This is a genomic window from Amycolatopsis sp. CA-230715, assembly GCF_018736145.1.
Classification (GTDB): Bacteria; Actinomycetota; Actinomycetes; order Mycobacteriales; family Pseudonocardiaceae; genus Amycolatopsis.
This window is the reverse complement of sequence record NZ_CP059997.1, coordinates 2,347,510-2,370,227: the sequence shown is the minus strand read 5'-3', so window position 1 is coordinate 2,370,227 and position 22,718 is coordinate 2,347,510. Positions and strand designations below refer to the sequence as shown.

Below are 22,718 nucleotides of genomic sequence, written 5' to 3'. Positions count from 1 at the left end.
CTTGGATTCGTGGTCCAGAATGGCGCCAAGAGATGATCTGCCATAACAATGAGATTGCCGAAAGAAACAGTGCCAGCCATGCAACCGGAGAATCGGACATGCGGTAAACGTAACACGAAGTTGCCCTAGGTGAAATCGAAGCAGAAGTATGTATTTTCGAGATGTGGGGTTGATTGTGAATAACCCACTCTTGGTTGATCCTGAGGTTGCGGCTCGCTGGACCGGCCGGTCGGCTAGCGATCCTCAGCTGCTCGATGCCCTGGCCAGCGCATCTGCTCGATTTCGTGCTGCGGTAAGACACCCGGTCACGCATGTTACTGACGATGCGGTGTGGCTCGATGGGACCGGCACGAGGTTGCTCCTGCTACCAGCAGCGCCGATTACCGCTGTGCCGGTCGTCGAGGTTGATGGTCAAATCGTTGCGGACTTCGCCTGGTCGCGGACCGGTGTCCTGCACCGACTCGCACACTGGCCAGACCGGCTGGGCTGCATTCGGGTGGTCTACAGCCACGGGTACGACCCCGTGCCCGAGGACGTGGCCGAGGCGGTGCTGACCGAGGCCCAGTACCTGCTGACCGTGCAGCCCGGAATCGCGTCGATGACGGTGGGCGGGGAGTCTTTGTCCTTTTCGGCTCCCGCCGCCGGGATGCCCCTGGTCTGGACGCGGGCGGTCGATCGGTACCGGCTCAACCGCGGGGACCTGCCGTGATCTTCGGCGACACGATCACCCGGGTTCGGCCGCTGGTCACCCAGGACCGGTACGGGTCGGACGTGCTGGACTACGCGGCCGGAAGCCGCACGGTGTTCGCCGGGGTGTGCGTCCAGCCGCGCTCGTCCACCGAGGCCACCGGCGACGCGCGGGACATGGTGACCACCGGGTGGCGGATCTACTCACCGGCCGGAATGGACCTCGATATCGAGCCCGTCGACCGGATCGAGTGGGCGGGCCGGACCTGCGAGGTCATCGGCGAAATCGCCCGCTGGCCGCACCCGATGCGGCCCGGTGCGGTCCACCATTGCGAAGTCGACATTCAGAAGGTGACCGGATGAAGCCTGTCCAGCTATCGGACCGGGAATGGCGGCGCATCGTGGCACTTCCCTCTGTCCGGAAGCGACTGCGGTTCGTCGCGAACCAGATCGCGACCCGCACTCGCGCGAACCTGTCCTCGGCCGGGTCGGCCGCCACGGTCACGGTTGAAGAGGGAATCCGCCCGAAAGGTCGTGCCTACGCCCGGGTCGTGCACGACGACCCGTTCGGCGAGTACGGAACCGAAGATGTACCCCGGCACCGCGCGCTCGGCCGCGCGGTCGGCAGCAAGTAGAAGGAGGCACCCGTGGCCAAGGTGATCGTCGCGTTCAGCCGCGACCACAACCAGGTGGGCAAGACCGTCGAGATCGACGATGACGAGGCGGCCGTGCGGGTCCAGGAAGGACGCGCCCGCTACGCCGAGGACCCGAAGCCCGAGCCCCGCAAGGGCAAGGTCGCCGAGAAGTGACCGACGCCGAGGCGCTGGTCATCACCTGGCTTGCCGCGCGCCTCGGCGGAATCCGCGTGGTGGCCGAGCTGCCCGCGCGCTTCGAGCAGTCGCTTCCGGTCGTGCAGGTGACCGGCCTGCCCGGCCCGAAGACCGATAGGCCGTGGAACGCGCACCGGCCGCTGCTGTGGCACCCGCGTATCGATATCGACGCCTACGCCACCACCCGCGCGACCGCGGGGGACCTGGCGTCCACTGTGTCCGGACACCTGCACGAGCTGATCGGGCAGGGCAACGAGTGGGGTTTCGTCGTCGACGTCGACGAGCCCGCCGGTCCGTCCTGGCGACCCGATTACAACCCCTCAGTCCGCCGTAGCGGGCTGACCGTCGAACTCACCATCAGGGCCGAATAGGCCGCCGTTTCCGTACCCCGCTCGCTCACCCGGGGCTCCGCACGTTCAAGGGAGATATCCCCGTGGCACTGAACTCTGCCCTGGCGCGCCTGGGCGTGACCGGGGCGCTCTACGTCGGCCCGCTGGGCACGACCGCGCCGAGCGCGACCGCAATGGACGCCTGGAACGCGGCCATGAAAGACCTGGGCTACATCTCCGATGACGGAGTGGTCGAGGGCCGCGATGAGGACAAAGAGGAATTCACGCCCTGGCAGTCCGCGACCCCGATCCGATCGGAGATCACCAAGTCCACGCAGACGTATCAGGCGACGCTCTGGGAGTCCAAGTTCGACACCATCAGCCTGTACTACCGGGTCGGCCTGGACGACATGAAGCAGACCGGTACCGGGAAGGACGCCGTGGTGTCCTTTGTGGAGGAAGGCAAGCCCGCACGGGATCTTCGCGCGTTCGGCATCGACGTCATCGACGGCACCTATCATCGCCGGATCTTCTTGCCGATGGCCGAGGTGTCCGAGCGCGGCGAGGTCACGTACAAGTCGGACACGCTGATCGGGTACGAAGTCACGATCACCGCCTACCCGGGAAGCGATGGCTTCTCGGCGCTGCGGGTTTACAAGGAAGGCTGGGAGCTGCCGACGGTGCCCCCGACCCCGTAACCCGCCCCTGAAGCGGGGGCCGATGTGGACGTGTGGTGAGCGGTCCACATCGGCTCCCTTCTCTTCCGCTCACCGACGTTCACCGAATGGAGAACATCACCTCGTGTCCACAATCGACATTGATGCGATCCTCGCGCAGCGCGAGGAAGCCACCGGCTCGGCCGACACGTTCAGCTTCACGTTCAAGGCCAAGCACTGGACCTGTAAGGACCCGATCACGGCCGAGGACGACTGGAAGGACGGCCTTCTCGATTTGGAGACCGATGTCGAGGTGGCCGAGCACTACCTTGGCGAGGACCAGTACTCGTTGTTCGTCGACGCCGGGGGCCGCGCCGGGTACGTCATTCTGGCGATCAACCAGCACATGCAGAAGATGCGGCAGGAGACCGAAGACGGGCGCCCTACACGGCGCTCGACCTCCTCGGGCAAGCGCCGGAAGCGATAGAGGCCGCGCTCTGCGCGACCTACGCGCCCCGTAACCCGGTCTCCGAGTTCTGGCGCGGGAAGATCAGCCTGCGGCACCTGCGGGTCCTCATCGAGCACCTGCCGCCGGACTCGGCGTTTCACCGCACGGTCAACGGGCACGCGTGGACCGATGTGGAATACCTGCTCGCCATGGTGGCCGACAGGTTGGGGGAGAACACGTTCGTCACCGGACGCGGGTCCGGCCTGAAAGGACTGCACCGTCCTCGCCCGGTCTCCCGGCCCGGCGAGGAGGACGAGGGCCGTATCGGTGACCGCGGGGACGTCCCCGCCGAGGACGTGATCGCCTACCTCGACCAGTACAAGCCACGCCCCGCCGCATAACCGCCTGCTCGTCGCCGTCCTGGAGCTGGGGGTGGTGACGAGTGGTCAACTCCGGCGAGGTCGTGTGGATCGACACCCTGCCCTCTGCGCGCGGGTGGGGCGCGGAACTGGCCAAACAGGCCGCCGGGGCGGGAACCCGCGCGGGGCAGCAGATCGGGCGAGAACTGGACCGCGCGGCGGGAGACGCGGGCCGCCGTGCCGGGGCGTCGCTGGGCTCGGGGATCGAGGCCGCCAAGGCGAACGTCCAGAAGGTCGCGGGCGAGCTGGAATCCGCCCGTCGCCGGGAGGCGGACGCGGCCGGGAAGGTCCGGGTCGCTGAAGCCCGCCTCGACGAGGTGCGCGCCTCGGGCAACGCGAAGGCCAGCCAGCTCGCCGCCGCCGAAGAACGCCTCGCCACCGCGCAACGCGGCCTGTCCACGGCGCACGAGCGCACGGCATCCACGTCGGCCCGGTACGAGCAGGCGCAGCGCAACGCCGCTGAGGCCACCGACGAAGTCACGGTCTCACTGGACAAAGCGGACCGCCGCTCGTCCGGGTTCGGGTCGTCGCTGGTGGACACCACCCGCAAGGCGGGCACCTTCGCGTTCGGGCTGACCGCGATCGGCAACGCCGCGTCGGTCGCGATGGACACGCTGGAGAACGCGCGCCTGGGCGACAAGCTGGCGGCGCAGCTCGGCGCCCCGGCGGACATGGCGGCCGATCTCGGCCGAGTTGCCGGCAACTTGTACGCGCAGGCGTACGGCGAGTCCCTGGGCCAGGTCAACGACGCGATCCGGGGTGTCATGCAGTCCGGGTTGGTCATGGAGGACGCGAGCAGCGACCAGATCCAGGCCATCGCGGGGAAAGTCCTGAACCTGGCGACGGTGTTCGACCAGGACTTGGGCGGCACCACGCAGGCCGTGGGCCAGCTGATGAAGACCGGGCTGGCCAAGGACGCCAGCGAAGCCCTCGACGTGCTGACGCGCGGGTTCCAGCAAGGGGCCGACCGGTCGCAAGATCTGCTCGACACGATGACCGAATACTCGGTCCAGTTCCAGAAGTTCGGGCTCGACGCGTCGACGGCGACGGGCTTGCTGGTGCAGGGAATGCGCGCGGGTGCGCGGAATTCGGACTTGGTGGCGGACGCCATCAAGGAGTTCAGCATCCGCGCCGTGGACGGGACGAAGCTCACCGCTGCGGGGTTCCAGGCCATCGGGTTGAACGCGGGGGAGATGGCGGCGAAGATCGCCCGCGGTGGTCCAGAAGCGACGGGTGCGTTGGACTTGGTGCTCGACCGGCTGCGCGCGATGCCCGACCCCGTGGCGCAGAGCCAAGCCGCTGTCGCCTTGTTCGGCACGCAGGCCGAAGACCTCGGCCGGTCGCTGTACGCCCTCGACCCCAGCAAGGCCGTGCAGGCGCTCGGCAGCGTCGCGGGCGCCGCCGACCGGATGGGCGCCACGCTCAACGACAACGCGGGCGCTCGCCTGGTGGCGTTCCAGCGGTCTATCCAAACAGGACTGGTCGACTTCTTCGGCGGGGTCGTACTTCCCGCGCTGCAATCCGCGGTTCAGTGGGTGCGCGACAACGCTGACTGGCTCACGCCGCTGGCTATCGCGCTCGGTGGGTTCGCGGCCGGGTACGGCACCATCAGCGGGGCCATCAAGCTCTACGAGCTGGCGACCAAGGGCGCGGCCGCCGCACAATGGCTGCTCAACGCCGCGATGCGCGCCAACCCGCTCGGCCTGCTCGTCGGCGCGATTTCCGGTGTGGTCGCCGCCTTCACGTATTTCTGGCAGACCTCGGCGCCGTTCCGCGATTTCTGGATCGGACTGTGGCACGCCATCGAGCCGATCGTGCCCGAACTCGGGCTGGTCGCGGCTGCGCTGGGCGCCGGGGTGCTGGCAATCAACGGCTACTCGCTGGCCGCACGCGGAATGCTGCTGGTGCAATCGCTGTGGCAGTCCGGAAGTGTCGCCGCCCGGATCGCGATGGCCGCGTGGAACGGCGTGGTGTGGCTCGGCACCGCCGCCGTGGGGGCGTACAACGCCGCGAAATGGGCAGCGGTCGCGGTGATCGGCGTGTTCAACTCGGCGATCGCGTTCGCGCGCAGCGGCATGATTCTCGCGACCCTTGCCCAAGCCGGGCAGACCGCCGCGCAGTGGGCCAGCAACGCCGCGCACTGGGCCGTGATCGCCGCGATGGGTGTCTACAACGGACTGATGGCGGTCGTGCGTGGCGCGGTCATCGCGTGGACCGGTGTGCAGTGGGCGCTCAACGCCGCCATGAACGCCAACCCGATCACACTGGTCATCACCGCGATCGGTGCCCTGGTCGCCGCGTTCGTGTGGCTGTGGAATTCCAGCGCCGGTTTCCGCGATTTCTGGATCGGTGCCTGGCACACCGTCACAGACGCGATCTCCTTTGCCTGGGAGAAAATCATCAAGCCGGTGCTCGGCTGGTTCAGTGACCGAATCGACGACGTAAAATTCGGATTCGAGCACATGGGGGAAATCACCAAGCAAGTTTTCGACACTATTGTCGATACGCTTAAGCGGCCGATCCAATTGGTGATCGACATTATTTGGAACAATGGCCTGCGGAAAGTATACAACGCCGCCGCGGACCTCATTCCGGGAATGGACCCGCTCGACGAACTCAAGCTCGCCCGAGGCGGCGTGATCCCCGGCTACGCGCCAGGACGGGACACCGTGCCCGCGCTGCTCTCGCCGGGGGAAGCGGTGCTCGTGCCGGAGCTGGTGCGCGCGATCGGCCCGAGCACGATCCTCGCCGCCAACGCCGCCGCGATGAGCGGCCGTGGCTACTCGCGGGGCGGGCTGGTGGGCCGGTTCGCCGAGGGCGGGATCGTCGGCGCCCCAGCGGGTCCGGGCACGGGCGCGGTAACCCCGGTGACCGCACCGGACCCGGCCGCGTCCACCGCCGCCACCGAGGCGTTGACCGTCGCCTCGGCCGCGCTCGCCGAGACCGTGACCTCCGTCCTGGTGCCCGCGCTGCTGCTCCTGGAACAGCACACCGGCGTTCTGCTGCCTGCGGCGCACACGCAGCTCGGCGTGAGCCTGGCGACGTTGCAACTGAACGCGATGACTGTGTGGACGGCGATCACCGGCCACATTGTCCTGAGCGGCAACACGATCACCGCGCGGCAGTGGCAGCTCCAAACCGACCTCGCCGCGTCCTGGTCGTTCGTCGCGGGCTCGGTGTGGGCGTCGGTGAACTCGCAGAACGGCGCCCTCGGGGCGCTGGGCAACGGGCTCGCCGTGCTGCGTGCCGCTGTCGCGTTCACCGCCGGGTGGGTGCGGGACCGCTTCCTGGAGATGCAGGGCTACGCCGGGAACCCTGTGCGGTGGATTCTGCAATGGCCGGTGAACGCGGGTCTGGTGGCCGCGTGGAACAAGCTGAACGGCGACTTCTCCCTCAACCACGCGATCGCGCCCGTGGTGATCCCGTTCGCCTCCGGCGGTGCGGTGCCGGGCGCGGGCAATACCGACAAGGTTCCCGCGCTGCTGACCCCGGGGGAGTACGTACTTCCCAAGCGGGTCGTGCAGACCTGGGGAGTGGGTAACATCCGCGCCGCGCATCTCGCGGCGCTGCGCGGTTCCTTCCCCGGGCTGGAAGGTCTGCTCGGCGCCGACATCGGGCGGGCGCAGGTCGTACCCGGGTACCAGTCCGGCGGGCTGGTCGTGGACACGGGCTCGGCGATGGACGCTGCGATCGGCCGGGTTGTCGCGTTTGGCCGGTCGATGCAGGGGCGCCCGTACGTCTGGGGCGGGTCGTCGACGGCCGGGACGGACTGTTCGGGCTGGCAAGCCATGCTCAAGCGCGCCGCGTTGGACCAGCAGCCCTACGCCCGGCGGGAATGGGCGACGGCGAGTGTGAATCCGGGCAGTCCGCCGCCCGGGTTCGTCGACGGGATCGATGGGACGTTCGCGATCGGCGTGTCCCACGGGCACACCGCCGGGACGGTCGCCGGGATCGCCGCCGAGGCTGGCGGCGCTCACGGCTACGTCGCTTTCGGACCGCCGTCCACGGGCGCGGACGACTCGCAGTTCCCGATGAAGTTCCACATCGGCGAACTTGGCGGCCGGTTCGTTTCCGCCGGCGGTGGCGGCTTCGATCCGGCGGCCCTTGTGGACGGCGCGTTCGCCGACACCTACCGCATGGTTGAGGACGCGACCCGGTTCTTCCCCGGCAACATCGCCGCCCTGCACGGGCAGGGCATCGCCCGCCAGGCCGCCGACGGGGCGAAGCGGTACGCCATCGGCAAGTTGTCCGAGCTGTACGCCAGTACCGCCGGGGCGGCCGGGTCACCGGAGGTCGTGGCGGCCGTGCGGGCGGTCGCGACCCGCTACGGGTGGGGCTCGGGTCCGCAGTGGGATGCGTTGTCGTGGCTGATCTCGCACGAGTCCGGATGGAACCCGGGCGCGAAGAACCCGCACTCCAGCGCCCGCGGGTTGTTCCAGCAGATGGAGTCCGTGCACGGCCCGGTCCCGCCGAGCGCTGCCGCGCAGGCGGAATGGGGACTCGGGTACATCGCCAGCCGCTACCGGGACCCGTTGGGAGCTAAGGCGTTCTGGGAGGGCCACCACTGGTACGACCAGGGCGGCTGGCTCCAGCCCGGGTTCACCCCGGTCTACAACGGCACCGGGAAACCCGAGTTGGTGTTGCCCCATGACACGGCGCAGTCGGTGATCGGTGCCCTGCATGGGGATTCCGGCCCTGTGCGGCTCGTGGGGGAGCTGTCCATTGCCGACGACGGCCTGACCGCGTTCGTGGACGGCCGGATCGACCGAAGCGACCACGCCACCGGCACCGCGATCGCTCGCGGGGTCCGGGCGTAGGAAGGCGCATCAGTGAGCTACGAATACCGGTCCACTGTGGACTATTTTTTCGGGACGCTGCTGAACGCGGCGGCCATCAGCGACACCGAGCTGTCGGCCGCCGCGTTCACCGCGCTCGACTCCGATTACAGCTCGGGTACCCCGGGCAAGTACCTGCCGCTGGAACTGCACGACCCGTCGCAGGGCATTTTCGAGGTCGTGTGGGTCGTCGGGCACGCCGCCGGGTCCCAGACCGTCACCGTGGTCCGTGGCCGGGAGGGCACGCCGCCGCGCGCGTGGAACGCCGGAACCCAAATGGTGTGCGCCCCCACCGCTGGGCGCGACGCGCTCGCGGTGCTCGCCTCGACCGCGCTGCCCGCCGATGCGCACATCGGTCACCGGGTCGCGCGCACGAACAAGGCCGATGTCGTGGAACGCGGCGCCGGGGTGTGGGGGCCGAGCACGGGTGTGGCCGTCGCCTCCGACGTCGGGCCCCGCCGCAACGGTGGGTCCGCTCCGGACGGGTCGGTCATCCTCATGCGGGGCGGGCACCGCACGGGCACCACGGGCGCCAACGGCATCATCACCGTGTCCCACCCGGTTGCGTTCCCGAACGCGACCATCGCCACCACGGTTTCCATCGTGACCACCGGCGTTCCGGCGGTCATCACGATCGTGGCCGAGACCGCGAGCACGATTTCCGTGGCGTTCTACGCGATCAGCACCGGCGCGAACGTCGGTTCCGGGGTCGCGGTGTCGTTCCAGTACCTCTCGATCGGGTACTGATGTCCTGGGCGCGCGCCATCTTCGCCCGCACTCCGTTCGCCGCCGGGGCCGGTACCGAGTCAGCGACGCTGCCAGGGCAGCAGGAGTTGCCGCCCCCGATCCCGGGCGGTACCGCGAAGTGGACCTATACGCCGAACCCGCCGTTGGGGTGGGCACGACGGGGCTGGGCCGGGGGCGCCTCCCCGCCGACCTACCCCGGCGGGGGTGTGTCGATCCGGCCTGTCCCGGAGGCGGGCGTCATGCAGGTCACCGCCTGGTGGCCGGACGCCACGGTTCTCCAGATCATCCGGGAGCACTCCGACGGGACACTGTGGCCGGTGCGTGGCGGGAACCCGCTGTTCGTCACCCGCCCGACCCGCCGCAACTACGCGCTCAACCCGAGCCTCGAGGTCGGGCTGCACGGCTACGTCGCGGACGCCGGAAACCCCACCCTGGCGCGGGTCACGGGCGGCTCGGCGGCCCGGGGCGGGGCGTACCTGGCCGCGACCATCGCGGCGGCCGGGCCGGTCGGGGTCACCGTGCCGACCTCAATTCCGTCCACACCGGACGTGACGATCGGCGTGGATCTCCGGTTTTCCGCCCGGCCCAGCGCCGTGACGGTCCAGATCACCTGGACCGACCTTGCCGGGGTGCCGCTGCCCGCGTCGACGGCCGCCCTGACCACGGACCAGATCAACCAGTCCGTGGACCAGTTCGCCCGCCAGGTCGTGAAGCTGTCCACTCCGGCCGGTGCGGTCACCCCCACCGTGAAGGTGATCGCGGCCGGGATGCCCGCGGGCGGGGTCATGGCACTGGACGGGTTCACCGTCGAGCGCTACAGCACCGCCGGGTCCTTCTTCGACGGGGCGACCTACGGCGGAACCTGGCTCGGCCCGGCCGGGCTCTCGGCGTCCATTTTGGCTCCGCTGCTGAACTTCGCCGACGGCGAAGCCCCGTTGGACATCCCGCTGCGGTACCGGGTGGTCAATCCGGCCTCCACAGGCGGCACGATGACCAGCCAGCTCGCCACCCTGCTCAGCGGCGGCCGGACCTGGCTGACCCACCCGTCCCGTACGGACCGCCCGCTGGTGGTCCAGGTGGGCGCGGTCCCGAAACGGACCCGCGAGAGCCCGCGCGGGGTGTTCTACCCGCTCGGCGCGACGTACCCGATCATCGTGTCCTCCTCGCAGCGCCGCGCCCCGACCGGCGAACTGTCCCTCGGCGCGTTGTCGTTCGCCGAGCGGGACGAGCTGCTGGCCGTGTTCGCCGACCTCCAGCCCGTCTACCTGCGCCCCCCGGCCGAGTTCGGGTACGGCACCGGGATGTGGCTGTCCCTCGGCGACCTCGACGAGGACCCCGGCGACCGCCGCGCCTACCAGGGCACCCGCATCCTGACCGCCCCGTTCCACGAGGTGGCGGCCCCCAGCGAACTCGCGGTGTAAGGGGGGCGGCATGTGGCCTCTGTCCACTCGGGCTCAAGTCGCCCTGGCCCAGTCGCACTCGATGAAAGCCCGCGCCGTCGTCACCAGCCCCGGCTACGGGACGCTCGAAGTGCCGATCTCCGGCGGCTCGGTGGAGATCGACGCCACCAGCAAGGCCCGCCGGTCAGCGACCCTGCAAGCCGATCCGCGCTGGTGGCCGCGTTCCCCGACGGACCTGCTCTCCCCGTACGGCTCGGTGTGCCAGGTGGACTACGGCATCGTCCTGCCGGGCGGGGGAACCGAGTGGGTGCCGCTCATGATCGGCTACCTCGACGAAGCCTCCCGCGAACGGCCGGTCACCAGCTCCGGGGACATCTCGGTCAAGGTCGTCGACGCCGCTGTACGCGTCGCCGAAGACCGCCTCGACGTCCCGGCCCAGACCATCGCCAACGCCAGCACGGTGTCCGAGATCGCGCGCCTGGTCAGGGAAACCCTCGGCGGCTGGGTCGAGCTGCGCGACCTGACCGGCTCCAGTGCGATCGCCGCGGTCATCGTCATCGAGCGCGAGCGCTGGGACGCGGTGGAGAAGCTCGCCGACTCCCTCGGCGCCGAGGCGTTCTTCGACCCCGTGGGCCGCCTGGTCGTCCGGCCACAACCGACACTGAACCAGAACCCCGTCTGGTCGGTGCGCACCGGCAACGGCGGGAACCTGCTGTCCATCAAGGACCGGCTCTCCCGGGAACAGGTCTACAACCGGGTCGTCGCCAGCGGCCAGCGCACCGACGGCGTGCCCGCCGTGTACGCGACCGCGACCGACACGACGAGCCCGGCCCGCTACGGCGGCCCGTTCGGCAAGAAGCCCAGGTTCTACACCTCCGAGCTGCTGACGACAGTCGCGCAGTGCCAGACCACCGCGGACTCCCTTCTCACGCGGATACGCGGAATCGCCGCACAGGTCGAGGTCGAGCTGCTGGTCAACCCGGCCCTGGACGTCGGGGACGTCATCACCGTCCTGGACCCCGAAGTGGGGGAGACCCGCCACATCATCGACAAGCTTTCGATCCCGCTGGCACCGGACGGAACGCAGTCCATCACCACCCGCTCGGACGACATGCCGGCGGAAACCTGAAAGCGAGGCCAGGGGAGTGCGGATCGCCGAGGCCATTGCCCACGTCGTGGACCAGGCGCTCGCCGCGCGCAGGAAAGTCGGCACCGTGACGGGAATCTCCGGAAGCCGGGTGATCGTGTCCGTCCAAGGTGGATCGCTGACCCTGCCACGTCTGGCCAGCTACGCGCCGACCATCGGCGACGTCGTGCACATCGACGCCAGCGTGCCCGGGGCATGGCTTGTGCTCGGCAAATCCGCATGAGAAAGGAGCCACAGTGGCTCAGACCCTCGCCGACAGCGCCGAACTCGCGCTGTTCCCCCCGTTCGCTCGGCGCGTGCAGGCGGCTGTGTCGATCGCGGCCAAGGACGTCGGCGCCGAAGTGGACGACCCCACCAACCCGAGCCGAACACAGCTCCGGCGCGCGCTGGCGACCAACGTGTTCGCCAATCCCAACGACTACGGCCTCCGGTTCGCCTGGGCTGTGGCCACCAACCCGGTCATCACTCTGGCCTCCACCGACGGCGATATCCAGTTCACCGTGAACTCGGTGTGGGACACCATCGCGGGCGCCCCGCCCCGCCCGCAGTAGCGCACGCCGAGCCCGGGGCGACCGGCGCGACCGGCGCTTGTGTCCGTCCACAATGGCCCGAGCCCGCCCGAGTTCAGAAGGCTGAACGGAGGCGCGGCCGTGCACTTGGCAGCCGAGCCCCCACCCTCGACCGGTCCACCGTGGCTGGTGATCACCCTGGCGTGCTCCGCTGGCCTGGCCACCCTGATCACCGCGGTCATGCCGCTGATCACGGAGAAAATCAAGCACCGCGCGAGCAAACCGTCCGAACCCGCCAGTCCCGCACCGCCCCCACCCGTGGAACGCGCGGACCGCGCCCTCGACCTCGTCGAGCTGGCCATGACCGACCTACGGGTCCAGCTCACCGCCTGCCAGCGCGAAACCGTCCGCCTGCGCCGACTCCTCGACCGACGCGACCGCCCACCGTCCACCCGCGATCGGGGGTTCGCATGAGCGACGACGAACCCGCCAGCATCCCCGACTCGCTGGCCGAGATCCGCCGGGGAATGCACGCCGCCGTCGAGGAAGCGCCGCGCCAGGCCCGCGACGTCGCCCGGCACGAGATCCGGCGATGGTGGGTGTGGGCGGTCCTCGGGGTGTTCCTCGTCGCGCTGGTGGTCGGGTCGGCCGCCGGTATCGGTGTCCTCCAGCTCTACGGACGGCAAGCCTCCACCGACGCGGCCGTGAATGAGCTGCGCCGCCAGGCCGAGACGTCCAAGACGGCCGGGGACGCCGCCAACGGCGAGCTGCTGCGCCGAGGCCAAGCACCCGTGCCGATCCCGCAACCCGGCACGGTGGACGACTCCGAGGTGCTGGTCGCCTCGGCCACCGCCCGCGTCCTGGCCTCCATGCCCGCCACCCGGCCCAGCACGGACCAGCTCGGCCAGGCCGTCGCCGCCTACATCACCAGAAACCCCGTCGGGCCGACACCACAACAGATCTCCACCGGCATCGCCGCCTACCTGGCCACCAGCCCGCCACCGACCGGCCAGGCCGGACCCACCGGCCCAACCGGACAGCCCGGCACACCCGGCGAACCAGGACAGCCCGGCCAGCCCGGCGAACCCGGCCCGGGAGGCGCCGCCGGGCAACCAGGCCCGCCCGGCCCAGCAGGACCGCCAGGCGAGGCACCCACGGCACAGCAGATCCAAGACGCCTTCGCCGCCTACCTGAAAGACAACCCCGCCGCCCTCTGCCCGCAAGGCGGCGCCTTCACCCAGCTACGGGTCCTCACCGCCGACGGGGGCACCGCCGACACCTGGCAGTGCGTCCTCACCAGCTCGCCGCCGAGCAACAGCAGCTCGACGTCCACCAGCTCGGCGCCGCCGGGCAACTGACCCACCGGAGGAACCGTGACCTGGCGCGTAGCCCGTGCCCTCGACACCCTGCTCAGCCAGCTCAACGCCCGAGCCCCGGCACGATCGAGAGCCTCGGACGGATCGATCGGCGACGCCGCACACGCCACACGCGACAGCGACCACAATCCTTGGTACAGGCCAGGAAACGGGCCGGGTGTCGTCACCGCCAGGGACTTCACCCACGACCCCGCGGCCGGGCTCGATGGCCACTGGCTCGCCGACGCCCTGGTGAGGTCCCGCGACCCGCGCATCAAGTACGTCATCTGGAACCGCAGAATCATCGACTCCCGCGCCCAGTACGGCGCCTGGCAATGGAAGCCCTACACCGGCACCAACCCCCACACCAAGCATGTCCACCTCAGCGTCATGCCCGACGGCCGAGCCGACGACACCCGCGCCTGGAACCTCGGCGCCAACCCACCGGAGGACGAGTTGAGCAAGACCGCAAGCGAACAGGTCAACGAGATCTACAACAGCCTCTCCAAGACGTTCACACAGGCCGGAGTGGAGTACGGCGACCTCATGGTCCGGCTTGCTCGCCTGTTCCCGCCCGTCGACGAGAAGGCGATCGCCGCGCGCAAGGGGCACAGCGCCGGGACGCTGACCAACGCCACCCATTCGGTGTGGGAGGGCACCATGTTCGACGTGCTCCCTCGGGTCCAGGCCATCGAGAAGGCGCAGGCCGAACAGGACAAGAAGCTCGACGCGATCCTCACCGCTCTCGGCGGTCCGTCCACAAGCGCCTGACACCGAGCCGAAACCTCGGCAGACACGCGAGCGCCCCCAGGTTCCTGGCACCCATGGCCGGGAGTCTGGGGGCGACTTCTCGTGTGCTGCTAGCGATTCTTTCGCGCCGAGTAATACACAGCTTGGGTCTCCAGCACCGTCGCGGCGGCTAGTAGCCAGTGATCGTGACACCCGTTGTCCCTGGTCGCCAGGTCGCGGAGAAATTCGGCAATCTCAGGCACGGCTTTCAACGCTTTCGGCGACAATCGTGGCTTGGCGACAGGGGTGTCGAAACTCGGCTCCTCAACGTGCTTCTCGACCGGTGGTGCTTTGCTGGTTTCAGCAGTCAACAGTGCAAGGCAAGCTTTGCATGTGATGACCGATTCTTCGGTGTCTTTGTATTGTGGCCGCTTCCCGGCGTAGAAAGCGTTTATGAGATATTCGGCGGGCCGTCCCTTCAGGCATTTTGGTGTACGCAGGCCGTCATGTTCTGTCTGGGATACAGTATTCGGCGCATGTACCTTGGGCGGGCCTCCGATGCTTTCGCAGAGTACGACGTTGGGGAATTCTTTCACTGATCGAGTGTCTTTTCGTGCAGGCCCTTACCGTCAAGGCATCGCGTGCAGGTGACCGGAGATCGGAGAAGATAGTACTTCTCAATTTGTATCTGATGGTCCATTATGAGTCCCACTTTTTCTGTCACGGAAGCGCAGTCTGGGCTGACCGCGCGGTACACCGCATACACGTCCCGATCGAGCTTGTGCACCGCATCATCTGCGGGGTCATTTAACCGCTGTGCGTTGAGGTTCGTCACTCAAACCCCTTGGCCTTGCACTTCTTGCACGTGACGGGCTCGTCCGTGAAACCATATGTGGACCATTTGCCAATGCCGCCAAATTTCGCTTCCGCCTCCATAGCCATCCCCGCGCACGCTGGTACAGGCTTCTCGTGCTCGGCGAAAAACTCATCATTCGATGCGTGGATCGTGAGATTTCGCTTGCCTTTCTTGAATTTTCTGGTGTCCCGAAGGAAGACGTTGCGTTTTCTCACGACCTGCCTCCTGCGGTCAATATGGCTTGCTGCACAGAATCGGAGCTGGGCAACTGGAGCGGACGTGTCGGTGGCTGTCGCCAATCCGCTTTTATGAACCGATTGACCCGTGTTGGTGGCAACGGCACCCAGCTCGCACCAAAGCTCCATCGGCCCAGCGACGGCGGTAGTTCCGGCGCCAGCTCGGGTCGGGGCCGGTCGGTCAGGATGATGTACCGGGAGTTCGACAACGAGATGATCGGCCCGACGAGACACGAGGAAACGTTCGTCTTCATCATCGCCGCGAACAGCTCGCTGGACACCTCCGCCGCAGCCATCCCGCTCCCGCACACCAGCAGCACCCCGTAGGGTGCGTGGGACCACCATCTGTCCACTTCGGCCGTGGTCGTAACGGGTCTTTGCCACCAGCCCGGGAAAAACGGTGCCAGCCCCGGTGTCGCGGGGAACTCGGCCTGTGCCGTGTTCGTGAGAGCTTGGGGAAATTGCCGGTAGGTGCCTGGTGTGATCGGCCATCCACGTTGGACAGCCTTAAGTGCGGCCTCCCACGGCGAATCGTCTGTAATCTGCGCGCTCATACCAAGTCCAAGTCGTACAGGCCGACAACGAGCAGCGCGAGGACAACAACAACAAAAGCGATCTTCGCGGCCATGATCCGCCTCCTGCGACGGGCCTCGACGTCACCGCGCCTGGACCGCACGAGCGCACTCATGCAGTCCACGCAGAAGCGCCGATGACGGCTCTTCTCCAGCAGGCGGGGGTCGCAGATTGTTGCTCCGCATATCGCCGTGGACGAGTCAAGATTGCTGCTATACCAGGCATGAGAGCGTGACTCGGGGAAGGGTGCGGGAACTCTCCAAATGACTTTCATGGTTCACCGAGAATCCTTTCGCAGGGTTATTCTCAAGTCGTTGAATAGGCGCCAAACCTGCATGTATTCGACATTCGCCGCGTTCGCGATCTGTTGAATGGAGTATCCCTGGTCGTACCATATAGTCCATTGCGCGCTAAGGCATAGCCCTGGCGTCGCCTTCGGTGCGGTGTCAGGAGTTTTCATGTCACGCTCCTTCGAGAACCATGTTCGGGGCGCGGTCCATGAAAGCCCGTGTGGACATGCCGCCGGGAGGGCGCCGCGGAACATCGAGATCGTCGAGCGTTCGTAAGACCGTCGAGTAGTGCATCCCGACTTTCTCGGCGATCTCGTTGATAGTCGCCCCCTGCTCGTACCACACGGCCCATATCTTGCGGCCGTCCGCGACCCGTGATTTCGAGATATACCGTGAAGTCACGCGCGCAGCTCCGCCCACCCGCGCACCACCTGGACAGCATCGGACAGGCGAAAGACGGTACGGATGTGGTCCCCGCTGAACGGGGGGTAGACCGTGCTCCCCTCCTTCCGGAGGTGTACCGCACGCGCTCCTGCGAAGAACGGCCCGTACACGTCGGCGTCGAGCCGATCGCCGATGTGAACGACGTCGGAGACGTTGACGCCGCGACGGTCGGCGATCATCTGCCACAGCCAGGGCTCGGGTTTCGCCCCGCCGAGGCGGTAACTCGGGTACACCTCCTCCAGTTCATCGCCATGCGCCGCGCGCACGGCCGCGACCCGCTCCGGCCCGCCCGTCACGGCCATATTGGACAGCGCCACCAGAGGAGCGACCTCCCGCAGTCCGGCGAGCGTCGCCGACGCGTCCGGGTACGGGACGTACCCCCGACCCCAGTTGGCGGGGAATAGATCGTAGGGAATCAGCAGTCGTTGGCAGACCTGGCACACGAGATCCTCGGTGAGTTCGGGCGCCCGATGCAGGAGAGCCCGCACGGCTTCCACTGTACGGTGCGGCGCGATTTCATTTAGCCGAGACAACTCGCGCAGCCGGTCCGTTGTGGACCGTCCGGTGAACTCCCCGAGCGTGTTGCCGATGTCGATGGTGATCAGATTGACTCTGCCGGTCATGGTTCCCCTAAAGATTGTGAGCGATGGTTTATTGATGCTTTGGGTCGTCGGGATCGTTTGTCGGCCACACAGTCGCCGGGGGCATCTGTGCGGTAATCCAGTCATGCAATGGACGAGGGTGTGCGGTGGCGAAGAACTCTTGTTCGCCCGTCCGCTCGGATGATGATTTCGGGAAGACGAGACGTAGCTGAATGGTCTGCTCCGACGGATGGAACCAGTCGCTCATCCCCGCTGGCTCGATACACCGGGCACTTAGGCAGCGCTCAAGATCTCAAGAATTCGGCGCCGGTCGAACCCGCAAAGCGTCATCAGCGTGTCCTGCGCGCGTCTGGGGATGGGAAGCATTCCCCGGTCGGAAGGAGACAGCTGCTTGAGCCGCAGCTTCGCCCAGCGGGCGAGGTTCTCCTGCTCCGATCTGGACAGCTTGTCCAGATCGATAAGGACCGTCTCGCTCTGTTCGTCTGGTGGGTCGAACATCTTCCGGTACGCGCGGTCAAAGACCTGGCCGGGCTGAACTTCGAGCGCGCGGCAGTATTCGGCGAACTGGCACACCGACAATGCGCGTGTTCCCAATTCGTGTGTTGCCATTGTTTGAAGAGAGCGGTCGATTCCGCCCGTGTCCCGCAAATCTTTGCGCGTCCACCCCCGCGCTTCGCGTTCGGCCCGCATAGTCTCCCCAATGGTCTGCGCGAACCGTTCCCAGAGATCGGACGAGTCAGCCGAATCCGGGACCCCGGCCTGGGCGGGTTCCTCAACGAGGGCTGCGGTGTCGGCCGCGTCCGGATCGTCCATCGGCCACGCCGAGTCGCTGGTGGACTCCGAGACATCGCACTCCGGCTCCGCGGTGAACGCGCCTGCACGGTCAAGGACCCGCTGCACAGCAGCCGAGGAACATCCGAACCGCCTGGCAAGTGCTCGCTGCGACATGTTGGCGCGGAAGCGCTTCAGCATGACTTGCTGAAGTACCGGCCCAAAGCTCGGATGTTGCTCGATATCGTGAAACGGCATGTACTTCAGTGCCCAATCGAGATCCGGTGCGTCGTCAGTCACGGGTCCACTCCAGAACTTCCCGGACAACCGCAGTGATCGAGTCCGGTGCGACGTTCTTCTCAGGCATCACTCCGTACTCGCCGGATGCCTCCTCGAAACTCGCCGCATCCTGCCCCGCGGGGTACCGGAACGCCATCGAGAGCGCACCTTCGTTCAGCGCGAGCGAGACGACATCGGTCTTGTCGCCGACTCGTCGCACGAAGGTCAGCGTCTCCGGGGTCGCTTCTGGCCCTGCGCTGCTCTTCAGCGTGAAACCCGCCGCCGCCAGGCCCTTCATGGCCTCGGTCTCTTCGCCGTACTTCTTCTGAGGTGCGACTTTCGGCGACGCAGCGAACACGGAGTCCTGGCGGCCGAAGTCGGCCCACCAGATCCGTTCCATGCCGTTGCGACCGCAGTCACCCCACACCAGGCACCCGGCCAACGAATCGAGATCGATGGTTCGAGCTGCCTCTTCCGCGTCCCGCAGGGCCTTCGACAGGTCGGGGGAGTCCAGCGGTTTCCACAGCTCATGCGCCTTGTGTCGCTCACATCCCATGTGGACACCGCAGTGGCCGATCCGGACGAGCTGCGAGTCCGGCTGCACACCGGCGCGCAGGCGAACAAGTCCCATGTCCGACAACAACTCCCCGATCGAGGGTTCAGGCTGAGCCCCTCCGAACGAGGAGTCGAAGTCCCAGACGTCGCCTACCTCGGGCGTCGGGAACCCGAGGCTCCACCCCGGCCTGGTCTGCATTACCCGCCACAGCGCGAGGTCGACCGCCAGGCGGTCCGGATCGTCGTAGGTGGCAGCGTGGCGCTTGCTGTACTCGTACTCGGTCTTCGGGATCGAGCGGTGTGTTTCCGCCGGCATCGGCTCGTCGGTGGCCGTCATCATGAAGCCCTCCTTGTGTGTTCGGGACTGCGGTAGAAGAAGAAGTGGGTGCGGCGGGGAGCGCCGGAACGCCGATGCCGCGGTGCTCGCCCTCGCTGAACGGGCACCTGCACGAGCTGCGCAACGTCACGCCGCTGGTCGCCGGATCGAGCTGTCTTCCGCAGACAGGGACGGCAGGGCGGGCCGGGCTCGGCGATGGCGGGCGACCACTCGACCTCATGCCCGCACAGAGCGATCACCGGAACACCGAGTTCACGAGCGGCCTGGAACGCCTCATCCGTCACCTCGTGCTGAAGGCGATCGCCCCCGCACGTGAACGGGGAAGTCCATAAGCGACCTGCTGGATCGGCCATCGTGGACACCTCGAATAGGAGTGGAAGGCGGTGCAGGTAGCTGGTCGGGGGGCACAGCCACCTCCACCGCCGCTCGTGGAGGCGGCAGGCGGACGAAGGAACCTGGGCGCGTGCGTCCTTGCGGGGGCCTGGGAAGGGACGCGCACGCCGTCGGGCTCAACCTCGCCCCGCCCGCCGCCGATGTCCCCGAGCTGCGTGCGTCCGCGCCGGACCGCAACGCCCTCGGGGTGGCCTGGTGGGTTAAGCGATGGTTCGCGAGGCTCTCCGCAGCCGGGGCTTGCTGAGGTCTGAGTTGATGTATCCGCTGGTCAGACAGTCAATGTCGACGCCTAGGTGAGCTCGCATAGCCACAACTCCCATACGCTAAGATGCCTGCATCTAATGACCAGGTATCTAGGTTCGTGGTTGTCTATCCTGATACATCTAAGCTAGATAATCAAGCTTCAGGCACCCCTCAATTCGGTGGCGAAGGGGCGATACCCTCTCTGTTGAAGGGAGGTGCGGCCCGGCTCGTCAGCGCTGCCGATCAAGCCAAGGAGAGGCCGTATCGATGGCTGCAACCGTCCGCACTGCCAAGAAGCTCCTGCTCGGGCGCGAGATCAAGCACATGATCGAGACTGCGGGCATCTCGCAGACCGACGCAGGAAAGCTGATCGAAGTTGGTCAACCCAAGATCGCCACGCTGATCAACGGAGCGGGCTCCATCTCACATGGTGACCTGGTACTGCTGGCCACGAAGCTCGGCTTCACCGATGAGGGCTACCAGGAAGCGCTTCGCGAGTTGCGCCGCGACAACCACAAACGTGGGTTCTGGTCAACTGGCCACAACCGTGCGTACGGCGAAGACCTTCGTCTGCTCGTCGACCTGGAGAAGATGGCGGACCAGATCCAATCGTTCGAGATGGAGGTCGTGCCCGGACTCCTCCAAACAGAGGCGTACGCACGGGCGCAGCACGGAGACCTGCCACTCGACGATGAGGGCCTGGGGGTCGAGGACTTCGTGCAGGCGCGGCTGGCCCGTCAGGAGATTGTCGACAAGGCGGATGCGCCCACGATCCAGTTTGTCCTCAGCGAATCCTGCCTCCGGCGCATGTGGGGCGACGCGGACGTGATGCGCGATCAGATCGACCACCTAATCAAGCTTTCGAACCGCAGGCACGTGATGATCCAGGTATTTCCGTTCAAGACAAGGCCCGGCCGAAGGTCGCCGATCGGCAACCGGTTCGTTCTCGTGCGGGTTCCATCGCCAGGTGCGGCCGGTCCTCTCGAACTTGCATACACCGAGGGGGAGGGTGAGCGCCGTTACCAGGACGATCGCAAGGCGCTCGCCGCTTACGAATCAGCTTGGGCTCGACTGTCCAATGCGGCGCTTCGCTTCGATGAAAGCCGTGCCTTCATGAAGGACGTCGCGAGCGAGTACAAGGAAATGCAGTAAACCCCTATTCCCCAAGGGAGAACACGAGATGACCACCAGCCCACCGAGGTTCGCTGACCACGAATTCCGGAAGGCGGCCCGTAGCGAGCCGAAGCAGAACTGCGTGCGCGTGGCCCGTCGTGACGGCTGGGTCGAGGTGCGCGACGACAAACTCCAAGGCCGTCCCGAGTACGCGACCCGGGCACTCCGACTAACCGAGGCTGACTTCGACGACTACCAGATGGCTGTCCGAGAGGGCCGACAGCAGGTCGGGCACAGTCTCGAAACCGTCCGCCGCGACTCGGACGGTATGTACGTCTTCCGTCATCGCGACGTGCCGTCGATCGAGCTGGAGTTCACCTTCGACGAGGTGAACGCCTTCCTCGACGGCGTGGTCAAGGGCGAGTTCGACTTGAGCGCCTACGCGGCCGCATAGGCTCTGCTGCACGAGCGAAGCCCCCCAAGATCCAGCACCGGATCCTGGGGGGCTTCGTTATTCCCCATGGAGTGCCGTTCGAGAAGCACGCCAGTACTGGTGATCTTAGGGTGGGCTTCCGCGCGCTGGCAGCTCCTGATCACCGTAATGGACGCGGTGATTACTCCATGACGGTTACATCAGGTTCATTGCTGACCGCGGCGTCATAAGGTTGGTTGGTTTGAGCGCAGGGCAAGAGGGGAGACGTACCTGATGTCATGGCCAGATCGGTCACATTCGATTGGCGAGCCGCTGGTGCCGGTGGCTCACCGCTTCGTGGTCAATCTCAAGGAGCCGCCCACCAGCTCGGCGGCGCCCAGCTCGGCCCGCCCGTTCATCCTTCGGGGCCTGAAGGCTCGAAGGATCACGCTGGTTCCGAACGCGGATCACACGGCTAAGGGGCCGACGCTGATACAGCGGAACTGCAACGAGGACGGTCACTTGATCGACGACTCGTACACGGTGCCCGACACGTGATCGACCCGTTCGTTCTGGTCCTCGGCGACGTCGCGGAGTGGTCGGCGGCCGAAGTGGCCGGTGAACTCGACGCGCGCGGTATCCGGTGGACTGCGGTGGACACCATCGACTTCCCGCTCCGCATGAGCATGGACGTGCGCCTCGACCAGGATGCCGTGCGGTGGGCGGGGGAGCTTGAGACCGGTGATTCGCGAGTCCGCTTGGACGAGGTGACCGCGGTCTACTACTGCAAGCCGCGCGACTTCGAGATGCCGTCCGGCCTTTCCGGACCCGAGCTTCGGTTCAGCCGAGCCCAGGCCCGAACCGGCTTCGGCGGGGTGCTCGCCAGCTTGCCCGTTCGGTGGGTGTCCCATCCATCAGCGCTGGCTGACGCCGAGTACAAGCCGCGACAGCTCACCCGTCTACGCGCGGCCGGTCTGCAGGTGCCGCCCACGCTGGTCACCAACCGGGGTGAGGGGGTGCGCGAGTTCGCCGCGAGGTATGGGCCGGTGGTGATCAAGCCGTTGGCCGAACCGATCGTGTGGGAGGGCGACGGGGAAACGGTGGTCTACACCCGGCGCCTGACCGCCGCTGACCTGGACGATCTGGCTGGGATCGAGATCACTGCGCACCTGGTGCAGCAGTGGCAGGACAAAGCGTGCGAGCCTCGGGTCATCGCGGTCGGAGACCAGGTGTTCGCGGTCGCCATTCATGCGGAAAGCCCGGCGGGTCGGATCGACTGGCGAACGGACTACGACTCGCACCGGTACGAGGTCATCGATGTTCCTGACCAGGTGCGGGAAGGCGTCTTCCGCTACCTTCGCCTGGCGGGCCTGGCGTCCAGCGTTTTCGACTTCGTAGTTCGACCCGACGGTGCGTGGGTCGCGCTGGAGGCGAACACGACGGGCTCGTGGGGCTGGCTTGCAGACGCCTGTGACCTGCCGATCGCCGCCGCATTCGCCGACACGCTGACCAAGGAGTGATCT

General features: G+C 67.1%; 30 protein-coding genes and 1 pseudogene. 23 read left to right on the top strand and 8 right to left on the bottom strand.

The genetic code is table 11. From position 1 onward, the window contains the following. Nucleotides 1-496: 496 nt before the first annotated feature. The 17 genes from HUW46_RS10705 (at nt 497) to HUW46_RS10625 (ending at nt 14,133) form a co-directional block, all read left to right on the top strand. Nucleotides 497-709: a hypothetical protein gene (locus HUW46_RS10705; RefSeq protein ID WP_215547117.1), complete on the top strand. Its 213-nt coding sequence runs from the start codon at nt 497-499 to the stop codon at nt 707-709. Further along, on the top strand, nt 706-1,050 hold the full coding sequence (locus tag HUW46_RS10700; protein WP_215547116.1) for a hypothetical protein: 345 nt from the start codon (nt 706-708) through the stop codon (nt 1,048-1,050). The genes HUW46_RS10705 and HUW46_RS10700 overlap by 4 nt, the downstream gene beginning before the upstream one ends. Further along, nucleotides 1,047-1,322: a hypothetical protein gene (locus HUW46_RS10695; protein ID WP_215547115.1), complete on the top strand. Its 276-nt coding sequence runs from the start codon at nt 1,047-1,049 to the stop codon at nt 1,320-1,322. Before HUW46_RS10700 ends, HUW46_RS10695 begins: the two co-directional genes overlap by 4 nt. A 12-nt stretch (nt 1,323-1,334) precedes the next feature. Further along, the gene (locus HUW46_RS10690) at nt 1,335-1,496 is read left to right on the top strand and encodes a hypothetical protein (RefSeq protein ID WP_215547114.1); all 162 of its coding nucleotides are present in this window, start codon (nt 1,335-1,337) and stop codon (nt 1,494-1,496) included. After that, complete coding sequence (locus tag HUW46_RS10685) at nt 1,493-1,888, top strand: hypothetical protein (RefSeq protein WP_215547113.1); 396 nt, start codon at nt 1,493-1,495, stop codon at nt 1,886-1,888. Before HUW46_RS10690 ends, HUW46_RS10685 begins: the two co-directional genes overlap by 4 nt. A 62-nt stretch (nt 1,889-1,950) precedes the next feature. Further along, nucleotides 1,951-2,544 (top strand): phage tail tube protein, encoded by a 594-nt coding sequence (locus tag HUW46_RS10680; protein ID WP_215547112.1) that lies wholly within the window; start codon nt 1,951-1,953, stop codon nt 2,542-2,544. Between the two features lie 103 nt (nt 2,545-2,647). Next, nucleotides 2,648-2,989, top strand: a complete 342-nt coding sequence (locus HUW46_RS10675; RefSeq protein WP_215547111.1) for a hypothetical protein — start codon at nt 2,648-2,650, stop codon at nt 2,987-2,989. Between the two features lie 152 nt (nt 2,990-3,141). Beyond that, complete coding sequence (locus HUW46_RS10670) at nt 3,142-3,351, top strand: hypothetical protein (RefSeq protein WP_215547110.1); 210 nt, start codon at nt 3,142-3,144, stop codon at nt 3,349-3,351. Nucleotides 3,352-3,392: 41 nt separating this feature from the next. After that, nucleotides 3,393-8,186 (top strand): phage tail tape measure protein, encoded by a 4,794-nt coding sequence (locus HUW46_RS10665; RefSeq protein ID WP_215547109.1) that lies wholly within the window; start codon nt 3,393-3,395, stop codon nt 8,184-8,186. A gap of 12 nt (nt 8,187-8,198) precedes the next feature. Next, entirely contained in the window at nt 8,199-8,951 is a 753-nt protein-coding gene (locus tag HUW46_RS10660) for a gp53-like domain-containing protein (RefSeq protein ID WP_215547108.1), read from the top strand. After that, nucleotides 8,951-10,372, top strand: coding sequence for a hypothetical protein (locus HUW46_RS10655; protein ID WP_215547107.1), 1,422 nt, complete (start codon nt 8,951-8,953; stop codon nt 10,370-10,372). Before HUW46_RS10660 ends, HUW46_RS10655 begins: the two co-directional genes overlap by 1 nt. A gap of 61 nt (nt 10,373-10,433) precedes the next feature. Then, entirely contained in the window at nt 10,434-11,480 is a 1,047-nt protein-coding gene (locus HUW46_RS10650) for a DUF5047 domain-containing protein (protein WP_215547106.1), read from the top strand. 16 nt (nt 11,481-11,496) lie between these two features. Beyond that, a complete protein-coding gene (locus HUW46_RS10645; protein ID WP_215547105.1) occupies nt 11,497-11,721 on the top strand; it encodes a hypothetical protein in 225 nt (74 codons plus the stop codon). Nucleotides 11,722-11,734: 13 nt separating this feature from the next. After that, on the top strand, nt 11,735-12,049 hold the full coding sequence (locus HUW46_RS10640; protein WP_215547104.1) for a hypothetical protein: 315 nt from the start codon (nt 11,735-11,737) through the stop codon (nt 12,047-12,049). Nucleotides 12,050-12,148: 99 nt separating this feature from the next. After that, nucleotides 12,149-12,481, top strand: a complete 333-nt coding sequence (locus HUW46_RS10635) for a hypothetical protein (RefSeq protein ID WP_215547103.1) — start codon at nt 12,149-12,151, stop codon at nt 12,479-12,481. Beyond that, nucleotides 12,478-13,365 carry a hypothetical protein gene (locus HUW46_RS10630; RefSeq protein WP_215547102.1) on the top strand — a complete coding sequence of 296 codons (888 nt, stop codon included), beginning with the start codon at nt 12,478-12,480 and terminating at the stop codon, nt 13,363-13,365. Before HUW46_RS10635 ends, HUW46_RS10630 begins: the two co-directional genes overlap by 4 nt. Before the next feature lie 15 nt (nt 13,366-13,380). Next, entirely contained in the window at nt 13,381-14,133 is a 753-nt protein-coding gene (locus tag HUW46_RS10625) for a hypothetical protein (protein ID WP_215547101.1), read from the top strand. 89 nt (nt 14,134-14,222) lie between these two features. On the opposite strand, the gene HUW46_RS10620 is transcribed toward HUW46_RS10625, so the two are convergent. From HUW46_RS10620 to HUW46_RS49025, 3 genes are read right to left on the bottom strand one after another with little or no spacing between them, the layout of a single operon-like run. Beyond that, nucleotides 14,223-14,687: a hypothetical protein gene (locus tag HUW46_RS10620; RefSeq protein WP_215547100.1), complete on the bottom strand. Its 465-nt coding sequence runs from the start codon at nt 14,685-14,687 to the stop codon at nt 14,223-14,225. Next, nucleotides 14,684-14,926 carry a hypothetical protein gene (locus HUW46_RS10615; protein WP_215547099.1) on the bottom strand — a complete coding sequence of 81 codons (243 nt, stop codon included), beginning with the start codon at nt 14,924-14,926 and terminating at the stop codon, nt 14,684-14,686. Before HUW46_RS10615 ends, HUW46_RS10620 begins: the two co-directional genes overlap by 4 nt. After that, on the bottom strand, nt 14,923-15,162 hold the full coding sequence (locus tag HUW46_RS49025) for a hypothetical protein (RefSeq protein WP_215547098.1): 240 nt from the start codon (nt 15,160-15,162) through the stop codon (nt 14,923-14,925). Before HUW46_RS49025 ends, HUW46_RS10615 begins: the two co-directional genes overlap by 4 nt. Here HUW46_RS49025 and HUW46_RS48280 point away from each other — a divergent pair. Further along, nucleotides 15,091-15,510, top strand: a complete 420-nt coding sequence (locus HUW46_RS48280; RefSeq protein ID WP_254126049.1) for a hypothetical protein — start codon at nt 15,091-15,093, stop codon at nt 15,508-15,510. The two genes, HUW46_RS49025 and HUW46_RS48280, sit on opposite strands and share 72 nt — an antisense overlap. Before the next feature lie 14 nt (nt 15,511-15,524). Here HUW46_RS48280 and HUW46_RS49020 read toward each other — a convergent pair. From HUW46_RS49020 to HUW46_RS10585, 5 genes and pseudogenes are all read right to left on the bottom strand, one after another. Continuing rightward, nucleotides 15,525-15,737 (bottom strand): annotated as a pseudogene (locus HUW46_RS49020) (hypothetical protein); the annotation flags it as partial. 480 nt (nt 15,738-16,217) lie between these two features. Next, nucleotides 16,218-16,391 (bottom strand): hypothetical protein, encoded by a 174-nt coding sequence (locus tag HUW46_RS10600; RefSeq protein ID WP_215547096.1) that lies wholly within the window; start codon nt 16,389-16,391, stop codon nt 16,218-16,220. A 53-nt stretch (nt 16,392-16,444) separates the two neighbouring features. Beyond that, nucleotides 16,445-17,113, bottom strand: coding sequence for an HAD family hydrolase (locus tag HUW46_RS10595; RefSeq protein ID WP_215547095.1), 669 nt, complete (start codon nt 17,111-17,113; stop codon nt 16,445-16,447). A 252-nt stretch (nt 17,114-17,365) separates the two neighbouring features. Further along, the gene (locus tag HUW46_RS10590; protein WP_215547094.1) at nt 17,366-18,163 is read right to left on the bottom strand and encodes a helix-turn-helix domain-containing protein; all 798 of its coding nucleotides are present in this window, start codon (nt 18,161-18,163) and stop codon (nt 17,366-17,368) included. Next, entirely contained in the window at nt 18,156-19,037 is an 882-nt protein-coding gene (locus tag HUW46_RS10585) for a hypothetical protein (protein ID WP_215547093.1), read from the bottom strand. Before HUW46_RS10585 ends, HUW46_RS10590 begins: the two co-directional genes overlap by 8 nt. A gap of 41 nt (nt 19,038-19,078) precedes the next feature. Here HUW46_RS10585 and HUW46_RS10580 point away from each other — a divergent pair, with 41 nt between their 5' ends. From HUW46_RS10580 to HUW46_RS10560, 5 genes are all read left to right on the top strand, one after another. Further along, nucleotides 19,079-19,366, top strand: a complete 288-nt coding sequence (locus tag HUW46_RS10580; RefSeq protein ID WP_215547092.1) for a hypothetical protein — start codon at nt 19,079-19,081, stop codon at nt 19,364-19,366. Between the two features lie 571 nt (nt 19,367-19,937). Beyond that, nucleotides 19,938-20,822 carry a Scr1 family TA system antitoxin-like transcriptional regulator gene (locus HUW46_RS10575; RefSeq protein ID WP_215547091.1) on the top strand — a complete coding sequence of 295 codons (885 nt, stop codon included), beginning with the start codon at nt 19,938-19,940 and terminating at the stop codon, nt 20,820-20,822. 28 nt (nt 20,823-20,850) lie between these two features. Next, nucleotides 20,851-21,237 (top strand): DUF397 domain-containing protein, encoded by a 387-nt coding sequence (locus tag HUW46_RS10570; RefSeq protein WP_215547090.1) that lies wholly within the window; start codon nt 20,851-20,853, stop codon nt 21,235-21,237. 252 nt (nt 21,238-21,489) lie between these two features. After that, on the top strand, nt 21,490-21,753 hold the full coding sequence (locus tag HUW46_RS10565; RefSeq protein ID WP_215547089.1) for a hypothetical protein: 264 nt from the start codon (nt 21,490-21,492) through the stop codon (nt 21,751-21,753). Then, nucleotides 21,750-22,715, top strand: coding sequence for an MvdC/MvdD family ATP grasp protein (locus tag HUW46_RS10560; RefSeq protein WP_215547088.1), 966 nt, complete (start codon nt 21,750-21,752; stop codon nt 22,713-22,715). The genes HUW46_RS10565 and HUW46_RS10560 overlap by 4 nt, the downstream gene beginning before the upstream one ends. The last annotated feature ends 3 nt before the right edge of the window (nt 22,716-22,718 follow it).